General features: G+C 66.7%; 11 protein-coding genes. 5 read left to right on the forward strand and 6 right to left on the reverse strand.

Features of this window, described 5'->3' with window-relative positions:
- Both DBR22_RS16355 and DBR22_RS16360 read right to left on the reverse strand, forming a co-directional pair.
- On the reverse strand, window positions 1–561 hold a 561-nt coding region (locus tag DBR22_RS16355; RefSeq protein ID WP_108599899.1), incomplete at its 3' end, for an SSI family serine proteinase inhibitor.
- A 24-nt stretch (window positions 562–585) separates the two neighbouring features.
- A complete protein-coding gene (locus tag DBR22_RS16360) occupies window positions 586–1,095 on the reverse strand; it encodes a MarR family winged helix-turn-helix transcriptional regulator (protein WP_108599891.1) in 510 nt (169 codons plus the stop codon).
- A 79-nt stretch (window positions 1,096–1,174) separates the two neighbouring features.
- Here DBR22_RS16360 and DBR22_RS16365 point away from each other — a divergent pair, with 79 nt between their 5' ends.
- Window positions 1,175–1,417, forward strand: coding sequence for a hypothetical protein (locus tag DBR22_RS16365; protein WP_108599892.1), 243 nt, complete (start codon window positions 1,175–1,177; stop codon window positions 1,415–1,417).
- 139 nt (window positions 1,418–1,556) lie between these two features.
- Complete coding sequence (locus tag DBR22_RS16370) at window positions 1,557–1,772, forward strand: hypothetical protein (RefSeq protein ID WP_108599893.1); 216 nt, start codon at window positions 1,557–1,559, stop codon at window positions 1,770–1,772.
- 88 nt (window positions 1,773–1,860) lie between these two features.
- Here DBR22_RS16370 and DBR22_RS16375 read toward each other — a convergent pair whose 3' ends face one another.
- Window positions 1,861–3,219, reverse strand: a complete 1,359-nt coding sequence (locus DBR22_RS16375; protein WP_108599894.1) for an aspartate kinase — start codon at window positions 3,217–3,219, stop codon at window positions 1,861–1,863.
- A gap of 215 nt (window positions 3,220–3,434) precedes the next feature.
- On the opposite strand from DBR22_RS16375, the gene DBR22_RS16380 reads away from it, so the two are divergent.
- The 3 genes from DBR22_RS16380 (at window position 3,435) to DBR22_RS16390 (ending at window position 6,762) form a co-directional block, all read left to right on the forward strand.
- Entirely contained in the window at window positions 3,435–4,406 is a 972-nt protein-coding gene (locus tag DBR22_RS16380; RefSeq protein ID WP_108599895.1) for an ABC transporter ATP-binding protein, read from the forward strand.
- On the forward strand, window positions 4,403–5,548 hold the full coding sequence (locus DBR22_RS16385) for an ABC transporter permease (protein WP_258229250.1): 1,146 nt from the start codon (window positions 4,403–4,405) through the stop codon (window positions 5,546–5,548). The genes DBR22_RS16380 and DBR22_RS16385 overlap by 4 nt, the downstream gene beginning before the upstream one ends.
- Before the next feature lie 101 nt (window positions 5,549–5,649).
- The gene (locus DBR22_RS16390; protein ID WP_146187532.1) at window positions 5,650–6,762 is read left to right on the forward strand and encodes a hypothetical protein; all 1,113 of its coding nucleotides are present in this window, start codon (window positions 5,650–5,652) and stop codon (window positions 6,760–6,762) included.
- Window positions 6,763–6,766: 4 nt separating this feature from the next.
- Here DBR22_RS16390 and DBR22_RS16395 read toward each other — a convergent pair whose 3' ends face one another.
- The 3 genes from DBR22_RS16395 to DBR22_RS16405 form a co-directional block, all read right to left on the reverse strand.
- On the reverse strand, window positions 6,767–7,363 hold the full coding sequence (locus DBR22_RS16395) for a GNAT family N-acetyltransferase (RefSeq protein WP_181365216.1): 597 nt from the start codon (window positions 7,361–7,363) through the stop codon (window positions 6,767–6,769).
- A 13-nt stretch (window positions 7,364–7,376) separates the two neighbouring features.
- Window positions 7,377–7,976 (reverse strand): recombination mediator RecR, encoded by a 600-nt coding sequence (gene recR / locus DBR22_RS16400; RefSeq protein ID WP_108599898.1) that lies wholly within the window; start codon window positions 7,974–7,976, stop codon window positions 7,377–7,379.
- Between the two features lie 78 nt (window positions 7,977–8,054).
- Window positions 8,055–11,274: DNA polymerase III subunit gamma and tau (locus DBR22_RS16405; RefSeq protein ID WP_258229251.1), on the reverse strand; the 3,220-nt coding region annotated here is incomplete at its 5' end.

Below are 11,274 nucleotides of genomic sequence, written 5' to 3' on the forward strand. Positions count from 1 at the left end.
ACCCAGAACGTCCTCGGCTGCATCCCAGGCGCCGATTTCGCAGCCGTTGGTCCGGGCGAACGCGACATCCACGGGAGTCCCGTCCACGATCCCGGTGACCGTAGCCTGCTGCGGCCCGCCGTACTGCTCGGTGCACGCCTGTGCAGTGTTCATGGTGTCCGGGCTGAGGAGGGCCGCGTTGCTTTTCAGGGCCGCGCACGCAGCTTCAGGCTTGGGGTGCTTGCTTTCATCGGAGGGCAGGCCATCCCGGCAGACCAGGGTGTAGTTCAGGTCCGCTTCGCCGGGGGCGGGCTTGACCATGATCGAGAGTTCGGCATTCCCCGCCCCTGGTCCGGCGGAAGGGACCGGAGGTGCGGATGGCGAGGGCGCCGGAATGGACTTCTCGGTGTCAGGGGAGGGGGTACCGGACGCCGTTGGAGCGGTGGTCACCGTCGAGCTTGCCGTGGGGCTGGCGGTCGGTGTGGCTGTGTCGTCGGGACCCGCCGTGCAGGCAGCCAGCCCTGCCACGGCCAGGACGGCCAGCAGCGGCCGCAGTGTTCGCAGCCATGTTGGCAAGCGCATGAACCCTCCTCGTTTGCTGCCATTTTACGCCGTTGCGCTGGCCGTCAGGACTGGGTGCTCGCTGCCCGCTTCACCCACTGCGGCGGTAGCGGCAATGAGCCCCATCATGGATTTGTGCAGCTGGCTGACCTGGTCCCGGGTCAGGCCCAGACGCTCCATCATGGTGCCCGGGACCGCGAGGGCCTGCAGGCGCAACGCGGCGCCTGTGGGGGTCAGGCCCACGGCCAGGGCGCGTTCGTTTCCGTCCACCCGCTGGCGGGTGATGAATCCTGCTTCTTCAAGCCGCCGGAGCAGGGGGGAGATGGTGGCAGGTGCCTGGGCCAGGGCGTCACTGATGTTGCGCAGGGTCCGGGGCGCCGTTTCCCAGAGACACAGCATCACCAGGTATTGCGGGTGGGTCAGCCCGAGCTTGTCCAGCACCGGTTTGTAGGCGCCCACCACGCTCCGGGACGCAACAGTCAGGGCAAAACAGAGCTGCTGCTCCAGCAGGAGGTCGTTGTCCTGCTGCTCCTCAGGGCTGGCTATGGCCGTCATCACAGTCCTCCAATAATTAGTGCACTAATTGTTAGCGTACACTGGTGTGAGGAATCCGTTCTATGGAAGGGTCGCGACAATGGGTAAGGACAACGCAGGAGGGCGCGAAAATGCTTCTCAGCGGTTCATGCGCGCAACGGGCAGGCTCCGGGCAATTTTCGGCCCGGCCAACCGCAGTTCGCTGGTGCATGACATGACTGAGGAGAACAAGCGCCTGCTTGCCCAGCGCGAAGTCGAGACCCAGCAGTGGGAAACCCTGCGCCGCCCCGACGGCAGCACCTACGTGGTGCCAAAGAACCCCGGGGACCAGTCCCTCCGCTGAGGCTCACAGGCAGCGACGCCCCCCTTTGATCCGCAAACCCCGCGGGACGTTTTCGCGCCCCCGGGCGTAAAATAGGGGCACTGGCCCCATTTAGGGCTGGAAGCTCTTTTCGCCCGGGATGCGGGGAGGGGGTGGAAATATGGCACATGCACTCAGCGGTTTCATGAACGTCACTGAGAGGCTGCGTTTCGTCTTCGGGCCGGCAACGCGCCTGGATACAGATGCTCCGGTGGTACACAAGCACGACGAGTTTGAGCAGGCCTCAGAGGAAGAACTTTCCCACTTCGTCGTGGAAACTGACACTGAAGGCCATCACTACGCAGTCCGCCGTGAAGAGCTCGGCAAACAGTCCTGAAGCAGAAGCAACGCGGGGTCATTTCCTGCCGGATAAACGAAGGTTATCGGGCAGGAAATGACCCCGCGTTGCTTTAAAGGTCTACGGGTCAGCGGCCCGTGCCGCCGTAAACCGTGGCCTCATTCTCGCTGTCGAGGTCAAACGCCTTGTGGATGGCGCGGACAGCGTCGTCGAGCAGGTCGGCGTGGGTCACCACGGAGATGCGGATCTCCGAGGTCGAGATCATGTTGATGTTGATTCCTGCGTTGGACAGGGCCTTGAAGAACGTTGCCGAAACACCCGGGTGCGAACGCATGCCGGCGCCGATCAGTGACAGCTTGCCGATCTGTTCGTTGTATTCGATGTTCTCGAAGCCGATTTCCTCCTGGGCCGCCTTCAGGGCCGCCAGCGCATCGGCGCCTTCCACGATGGGCAGCGTGAAGGAAATGTCCGTCCGGCCGGTACCGTGCGTGGAGACGTTCTGCACGATCATGTCGATGTTGGAGTGGGCGTCGGCGATGACCTGGAAGATGGCGGCGGCCTTGCCGGGGATGTCCGGAACGCCCACCACTGTGACCTTGGCTTCGGAACGGTCGTGTGCAACGCCGGAGATGATTGGCTGCTCCAAGGCAACTCCCTCTTGAGTGGTGATCTTGTCGTCGGCGCTGGGGATGACCCAGGTGCCTTCGTTCTGGCTGAATGAGGACCGGACGTGCAGCGGAACACCGAACCGGCGCGCGTATTCGACACAGCGCAGGTGCAGGATCTTTGCGCCCGAGGCGGCGAGTTCCAGCATTTCCTCGCTGGAGATGGTGTCGATCTTCTGGGCGGACGGCACGACCCGCGGGTCCGCGGTGTAGATGCCGTCAACGTCGGTGTAGATTTCGCAGACGTCGGCTTCGAGGGCTGCCGCCAGGGCGACGGCGGTGGTGTCCGAGCCGCCGCGGCCGAGCGTGGTGATCTCGTGGGTGGTCCGGCTCATGCCCTGGAAGCCGGCGACGATGGCAATGTGGCCCTTGTCCAGGGACGTGCGGATCCGGTGGGGGTCGACGTCGATGATGCGGGCCTTGCCGTGGATACCATCCGTGATCATGCCGGCCTGGGAGCCTGTGAAGGACTGGGCCGAGGCGCCGAACTTGTTGATTGCCATGGCCAGCAGGGCCATCGAGATGCGTTCGCCGGCGGAGAGCAGCATGTCCATTTCGCGGGCGGGCGCGGAGTCCGTCACCTGGGCGGCGAGGTCCAGCAGCTCGTCCGTGGTGTCACCCATGGCGGAGACCACCACCACCACTTCATTGCCGGCCCGCTGGGCATCCACAACGCGCCGTGCGACGCGCTTGATGCCGTCGGCGTCCGACACGGAGGAACCGCCGAACTTCTGCACGATCAGCTGTTTGGTCACCGCACCGCCGCGGGGCGGCCCCTGCGGCTGCGTTGCTGCGTGCACTTCGGTAGTGGGCGTACTCATGCGCGTACCTTCACTGGATCACTCGGAGTTCTGGATGTCAGGCACAGCCCTTGAGGGCGCGACGGCGTGACTTTCAGTCCAGTTTATCGCCGTAGGCTGCGGGGCGTTGAATTGTGACCGAATCTCAGCCGTGTGCCGGCCCCGCGGGTCATACAGCGGGACTACGCTCAGATAGTCAGTATGCATGCCACGGTTGGGGGACAGGTGCTCGGAGTATGACTGCAAATCAGGACGGTACCGATGTGACGGCGGAGCCGGAACAGCACGACGACGGCGGCATCACCGCCACCGCGGTAAGCCGCAGCTTCGGTCAGGTCCACGCCGTCGAACTCATGGATTTCCATGCGCCGGCCGGGAAAGTCACGGCCCTGATCGGGCCCAACGGGGCCGGCAAAACGACGCTGCTGCTGATGCTGGCCTCGCTGCTGGCGCCCGTTTCGGGGACCATCACCGTGGGCGGTCTGGACCCGCAGCACCACCGGGCGCAGGTGCGGAGCAGGATCGGTTGGATGCCTGACACCCTGGGTGTGTGGGAGTCATTGACGGCCCGCGAGATCCTCACCCAGATGGCACGTTTCTACCAGCTGCCCAAGGACGGAATTGCGCAGCGGGTCACCGAAATGCTGGACCGGGTCCGCTTGACGGACCTGGCCGACCAGCCGGCCCGCGTCCTGTCCAGGGGCCAGCAGCAGCGGCTCAGCCTGGCCCGCGCGCTGATCCACGACCCCTCCGTCCTGCTTCTCGACGAGCCGGCGTCCGGACTGGACCCCGGATCGCGGGTGGAGCTCCGGGTGATGTTGCGCCAGCTGGCCGTGGAGGGGAAAGCGGTTGTTGTCTCTTCACATGTGCTGAGCGAGCTTGACGAAATTGCCGACGCCGCCGTCTTCGTCAACCGGGGACGGACCGTCCGGCACCAGACCACGGACGAAGCCGCTGCTGCGGGCCGCCGCTACGCCATCACTGCGGCGGACACCAAGGCACTTGCCGCCAAGCTCACGGAGCTGGGACTTACTTTCCGGATTGAGGACGGCCGGCGGCCGGCCATCAGCCTGCTGCTGTTGAACGACGACGACGCCGCGCGCCTGTTGCGCGATCTGGTGCTCGCCGGCGTTGTGGTCACCTCTTTCGCACCCGCCTCGGGTGCCTTGGAAGAGACCTACATGAATCTTGAGGGGGAGCGGCGGTGAGCCAGCCGACAGTGACGATGCAGCCGCCGGTCCATGGCCGCGCGGCCGGCTATTTCGCGGGTATCCGCGATGTGGTGGTCCTTGAACTCAAGCAACGGCTCCGGTCCCGCGGCTGGTACATCATGCTGGCCATCTGGTTTATTTTGACCGGCCTGGTGACCTGGCTGACGTGGGCGAGCTGGAGCGCCCAGCGCGAGGCCCAGCGCGCTTATGGCGGCTTCGGTCCGGCAGAGACCGCCGGGCCGGGATCAATGATCTTCGAAGTGGTCCTGGCTTTTGTGCTCCTCTTCGCGCTCCTGGTGGCCCCTGCACTTTCCGCCAACGCGGTTAACGGTGACCGCGCCGGCGGCACGCTGGCCATCCTGCAGGTGACCCTCCTCCGCCCCGGCCAGATCCTCTGGGGCAAATTCCTGGCGGCCTGGTTCGCCGCTCTGGCATTCCTCGTTGCCAGCACGCCGTTCCTGGTGATCGGGGTGGCCCTGGGCGGCATGACTCCCGGCCACGTTGTGGTTGCGCTGCTGATGCTCGCCGTTGAGGTCGGCGTGGTCTGCGCCATTGGCGTCGGAATTTCTGCCCTCGCAAACAGGCCGCTGTTCTCCATTGTGGTGACATATCTCGCGGTGGCCGGGCTGGTCTTCGGATCCCTGATTTCGTTTGGTCTCGGCACCGGGCTCTCGCAGGGCACCATCATGGCGAACCAGTCGCAGTACCGCGGCTACTCGCCTTATGAGCCGCTGCAGGAACAGCCCATGCCGATGGAACCGGAGTACACATGCTCCGGTCCCCTGGTGGCGCAGCCTGCGGTGCACACCGAGAGGGTGGCATGGATGCTGGCAATGAATCCTTACGTGGTGGTGGCCGACGCCATCCCGTACCCGGTCCGGGCGACCACAAACTTCGGATCTCCGCAGGGCGCCATTGAATCGATCAGCCAGGCGGCGCGCTACGCCATGGCCGGGCCCGAAGGCACCCACCCGTGCGCCAACGGCGAGGCCAAGCCGCGCTATCTGGCGCAGGAGACTCCCTTGTGGCCGCTGGGACTGGGGCTGCAGTTGCTGCTGGCCGGCCTGCTCCTGTGGCTCGGATGGCGCTCCCTGCGCACACCGGCCCACAGGCTGGCCCGGGGAACCCGCATCGCCTAGGGCCACTACTGGACAGTCCCGCTGCAGCGGATCACGATTGGATCAGCCGGCGTATCCGCCGGCGGCTGGGCCTGACCAGTGGAAGTGGGAGCCTTCGAACTGTGGCTGAAAACGAACGCCGGGAGCCCGGACGCTCCACTGAGGACCCGGTTTACGAGCCGTTAGGCCCCGGCTGGAACCGCGGTGGGGATGGTCCTGACGACGATGCCGGCCGGGCGTCCGGCCCAAGCGTCCTGCGGGGAGCGCTCAGGGCGGCGGCCGAGGATTGGCTGATGTCCGGGGGAAGCGTCCGGTTCTGGCTTGCTGCGGCGGCTGTCCCGGTGGCAACCTCCGTGGCGGCGTGGGTTCTCCTGGCGGCCGTGCTGGTTCCGCAGACAGACCCCGGCCTCGCCGGAGGCCGGTTTTGGGCTTATCTCCTGGCGGCCGCGTTCATACCGGCGGCCTCGTCATTGCTGGCGGTGCACTGGGGCATTACCGGGATCCGCCGCCTGGGTCCAGGTCAGCCATTGGCAGCTGTGGATCCAGGCCCGTGGGCTTCGTTTTTTGGAGTGGTTGCCCGTGGGGCCGTGGTGGCGGCGCTGACGCTGGTCATCCTGCTGGGGCAGGCGTGGATTGCAGGGGTTTCCGGGGAGGTGGCTGCCGCTTCCGCCGGTGTCGTTGCACTGGAGTTCGCCGTCTTTGGGGCTATCGGTGCGGGCGCATCCGCGATGTCCCGCCGCCGGTTGTGGGTGGCGATCGTCGCGTGGGGCGTGGCCGGAGTCCTCGTGGTGGTCAACGTTGTGGCGGTCGTGGCGTTGTTGCCGGCGGTGCGGGCGGATGAACCCGTGTCTGCGGTCTTCAATATCGTCCGGGGGCCCGGGGGTACCTTGGAGGCCTATGAATGCTCGCCCCTGCTGTCGGGCGTGGCTGAGGTGCCCCATACCGAACGGATCATGTGGATGGTGGCGCCCAACCCGGTGGTGATGTTTTTGATGTTGGCCGACGATGGCAGAGGAAACGGCGAGGGGCCAGGCTGGATGAGGGGCGCACTCCAGGAAGCCGCGGATGGCTTACAGGTCCCGTGCGTCAATGCCGAGCCGCGCGCCAGGGACGCTGCACGGATGCCGCTGGAAGTGATTGGGCTGGGCATTCAGGCTGGTCTGGCGGGCGCCTTCCTTGCCGGCGGGCAACTGGCCACCCGGCGTAGGCAAGCTCAGCAAGGTGAGTCAGTCTGACCCGTCAGCCTGATTGGTCATCAGGCCTGTCCAGACTGAACATGATCAGCGGGAATCTTTTGCCGCCTGCCGGCTGATCGGTCAGGGCGGGATCCTTCCGGAATCCGAGACTCTGGAGGAGCCGGATGGAAGGCGTGTTCGGCTCGTAGACGCCTGCCACGATGGTGCTGATGCTTGAGCCTGTGAAGAGCCAGTCCACCAGCGCCGCTGCTGCCTCGCGGCCGTACCCCTGGTGCTGGTGATCTGGGTGCAGGACGTAGGCCAAAGCGGCGTGATGGGCGGGATGCCGGCCCGGGGCCAGCACGCCCGCAGGAGTGAGTTCTGCGGTGTTCCAGGTCCGGGCATCGCCCACCACCTCCCCGGACTCCTGCAGGACGATAGCCCAGCTGTGGTTGAACCATGGGGCCATGGACGCCTCGCTCAATGCCATGGCTGCCACCAACCTCTCCCGGTTTGCCTCCTCCGTGAGGGGACCGTGGGAGAGGTAGGTGGTGGCTGCGGGGTTGCCACGGAACCGGTGGATGGCAGCAGCGTCAGAGGCACGTACCAGCCGCAGGGCCAGCCGCGCAGTGACCAGCGGTCCGATCCCGTCCAAGATCACGCCCTGCCGATTCTTACGTGAGGGCGTTCCGGCGGCCCTCGAAGGCGCGGCCGAGGGTGACCTCGTCTGCGTACTCAAGATCGCCTCCCACCGGCAGCCCTGATGCGAGGCGGGTGACAACTATTCCGATGGACTTCAGCATGCGGGCAAGGTAGGTGGCCGTCGCTTCTCCCTCAAGGTTGGGATCGGTGGCGATAATGACTTCCTGGATGGCGCCGTCGTTCAGCCTGGTCAGGAGTTCCCGGATCCGGAGCTGCTCAGGTCCCACCCCGGCGATCGGGTTAATCGCCCCGCCGAGCACGTGGTAGCGGCCCCTGAACGAACGGGTGCGCTCTACTGCCAGGACGTCCTTGGACTCCTCCACGACGCAGATGACTGAGGGGTCCCGCCGTGGGTCGCGGCAGATGTTGCACAGCTCCTGCTCGGTGACATTTCCGCAGACCGTGCAGAACTTCACGCGCTCCTTCACTGTGGTGATTGCTTCCACCAGGCGTTTCATGTCCTGCGGGTCCGCTTCGAGGATATGGAAGGCCAACCGTTGGGCGGACTTGGGACCGACACCCGGAAGGCGTCCGAGCTCATCGATCAGCTCCTGGACTGCACCTTCGTACACGTTTTCCTCTTTTGGGTTGGCTTGGAGATGGATGGAGCTGTGGCACCGGCTGCACCGGTGTGGAGCGGAGTTGCAGGCCTAGAACCGGGGAGGGATGGGGCTGCCGTCCGGGGACCGCTCCTCGATCAGTTTCCCGCCCAGAATACGCTCGACGGCGGCGCGTCCGAACACGCCTGACTCTTCGATGGTTTCGTCGTCCGCGCTCGGGATGTCCTGGACCAATGCGGCCACCGCCCTGGCCGGAGCCTTGGCTCGTCCGGCCTCCGCTTCCGGGCTGTTGGACAGCCGCTGGTACAGGCTTTGCCTTGCTGCTGCCGCCGATGCATTGGCGGCCGGGGCTGGCTGAAGCGGCGCTGAAGGCGCAACAGCCGATGCCATCGCGTATTCGCGGACTTCTGCAGGCTCCGGCGCGGAGCTTGCTCCACCCCGCGGTGCCGGTTGCGCTGCAGGGGCGGCCTGAACCTCGCGAGGTGAGGCGCTCCCCCCGGGCACAGAGCCCGCACTGACTGCTGAGATGCTGTCAGATTCGTGGCCAGCCGTTTGTTCTGCTGGCTGACTGGCTTCACTGGGAAGCAGGCCCCAGCTCGCGTCGGCTTCGGACAGGCCGGTGACCCGGGAAGTCTGGGGGACCTCGGCAGTCTGGGGGACCTCGGTAGGCTGCGGGACCTGGGCCGTGGCGGGCTCGTAGCTGGGTGCGGGCGCGGGAGTGAAGTCTTCCGCGGGCGGCGTTTCCAGTTTCTTACCCACGTTGGTCTCTGAACCAATGACCCAGACGCCGGGTGCCTGCTCGACGGCACGCGCCCACGGATCAGGCGCTGCGTCCGGCTGGGACGCGGCGACCGCCGAAGCAGATGCAGGTGCTGGTGCAGACCGCGGGCTGCTTCGGGGCGCCTTCTTGCCGGCGGGCGCCGGTGCCTGCGAGGGCTCGGGCTTGGATGGTGTGCGCTGCGGTTCAAAGGGACCTGACGGGTCCCAGTCCATGGGCGGTTCCTCGTCCAGCGGAGGAGCATCTTCGTCCCGCGGGGGACCCCAATCGTCGTCCGAGTAGGCATAGGACCCATCGGTGGCTGCGGCCGGCTGGGACAAGGCCGGAGGTTCCGGCGAAGGGCCAGCCGCCGGTGGCTGCTCCGGGGACGCCTGAGTCCGTGACGCGTGTTCCTGTGACGGGTGGTCCTGTGACTGGCGCTCCTGAGACTGCTGCCCGCGCTGAGCGGGAGTAACCGGTGCACGCTCATCTGCGGCAACGGCCATAGCCCGTGGGGCGGCACCGGCACTCTGGGTGGAAGCTTCCGACGAAGCCTCCGGAGTGGCGACGGATTGCTCGATGATGTGGCCGACTGCCGGAGCGGGGTCCACAGTCCGCGCGGCAGGTGCCGCAATCGGCTCTGCAGTCCGCGCGGCAGGTGCCGGGGGAGCGGCTGCGGCGGCCTCCCGCGAGGTGGCGCCTGCCGGGGCCAGGCCCCAGGCTACGTCTGCGGAGCTGGCCGGAGCTTCCTGGCTAGCGGGTGCTTTTGGGTTTGGCTCAGAGCTCGCTGGGCTGGCGCCACCGGCCACGGCAGTGATCTGGCAGTCGATGCCCACGGTTTTGTGGATGGCCTGCCTCAGGTTCTCCGAATGGTCCGCCCTGCCGAATGCTCCGGCCAAGCCCGTCGTGGTGAACGCGAGAGTGAGGACCTGGCCGTCAAAAGCACCGACCTGGGCATTGGGCTCTACCAGCGCCCACGTGCTGCGCTTGATCTTGGACAGCGTCTGCAGGACCTCAGGCCAGGCACGGCGCATGATTTCGACATCGCCGCCCGCCGCTGGACCGGCAGTGGCCGGGGCTGCGGCAGCCGCCGAAGCAGGGGCCTGCATACCCGTGGCCTGATGACCGGTCGTCCGGGGTCCTGCTGCGGGTGGCCCGGCGGCCGGAGGCACGGCCGGGGAAGGATCCGGGGCCGGTGAGGCCGTGGCAGCCGGCGGAGCGGAAGCCGTGCCCCCCGCAGCGGGGCGGCGCTCGCGATCAGCGGGACGGGGGCCACCTGGTGCGGCGGATGATGGCCGGCTGCTTCCAGACTCCTCGACTGGCCAGTCGTTGGTGCTGACCCTGGGTGCAGTCAGCGTGGGGCGGGACCCTTCCGGGGAGGCAGGCTGCGGCGCGGCAGCAGCAGCCCGGGCCGCCGCGGCCGGAACCGGGGAGGTGGACTGCGCTGCACCGGACGTTTCAGTAGCCGGTGCGTCAACGGGTGAAGGCACTCCCTGCGCAGCGTCGCGGCGGACCGCGTCACCCTGGACAGGCTCCGCGGTCACCGCATGAGGCGGCGGGACCTCGGCGGGCGCAGCAGGGCCAGCGGCAGCCGCCGGGACTGAAGCGCCGGCGTCGTTCCCTGCGTAATTCAGGCGCCGCTCCACCCGGTCAATGCGTGCTGCAATGCCGCGTTCGGTCTGTTCCGCGCTGGGCAGCAGGATGCGGGCGCAAAGGAGCTCAAGGTGAAGGCGCGGCGACGTGGCACCGGTCATCTCGGTCAGCGCCGTGTTGGTCACATCCGCGGCCCGTGAGAGTTCTGCAGCGCCCAGGTTGTGCGCCTGGTTCTGGAGACGGGCGATCTGGTCCGCGGGCATGCCGCGCAAAATAACCTGCGCGCTTTCAGGCATGGCCTGGACGACGATCAGGTCGCGGAAGCGTTCCAGCAGGTCCTCCACAAACCGCCGGGGATCGTGGCCGGTCTGAATGACCCGGTCCACAGCCCGGAACACGGTGGCGGAATCAGATGCAGCGATTGCCTCCACGACGTCATCCAGCAGCGACGCGTGGGTGTAGCCGAGCAGTGCCACAGCCAGCTCGTAGTCGAGGCCGTTGGGTCCGGCACCGGCCATCAGCTGGTCCAGTACTGACAGCGAATCGCGCACAGAACCACCGCCTGCCCGGACCACCAGCGAGAGCACGCCGGGGGCGACCGGCACGTTCTCCTGGTTGCACAGAAGCTCCAGGTAAGCCATCAGCGGCTCCGGCGGAACAAGCCGGAACGGGTAATGGTGGGTCCGCGAACGGATGGTGCCGATGACTTTGTCCGGCTCCGTGGTGGCGAAGATGAATTTGATGTGCTCCGGCGGCTCTTCAACGATCTTGAGGAGGGCGTTGAACCCGGCCGACGTGACCATGTGGGCCTCGTCAATGATGAAAATCTTGTAGCGGTCCCGCACCGGGGCGTAGGTTGCGCGCTCGCGGAGATCGCGGGCGTCGTCAACACCACCGTGGCTCGCAGCATCGATCTCGATGACGTCCAGCGAACCGGAACCGCCCCGGGCCAGTTCGACG

Source organism: Arthrobacter sp. HMWF013, assembly GCF_003061105.1.
In the GTDB taxonomy this organism is placed as follows: domain Bacteria; phylum Actinomycetota; class Actinomycetes; order Actinomycetales; family Micrococcaceae; genus Arthrobacter.

Coding starts and splice junctions, on each gene's coding strand:
- DBR22_RS16360 (WP_108599891.1), bottom strand. CDS start 1,095: ATGACGGCCATAGCCAGCCCTGAGGAGCAGCAGGACAACGACCTCCTG.
- DBR22_RS16365 (WP_108599892.1), top strand. CDS start 1,175: ATGGGTAAGGACAACGCAGGAGGGCGCGAAAATGCTTCTCAGCGGTTC.
- DBR22_RS16370 (WP_108599893.1), top strand. CDS start 1,557: ATGGCACATGCACTCAGCGGTTTCATGAACGTCACTGAGAGGCTGCGT.
- DBR22_RS16375 (WP_108599894.1), bottom strand. CDS start 3,219: ATGAGTACGCCCACTACCGAAGTGCACGCAGCAACGCAGCCGCAGGGG.
- DBR22_RS16380 (WP_108599895.1), top strand. CDS start 3,435: ATGACTGCAAATCAGGACGGTACCGATGTGACGGCGGAGCCGGAACAG.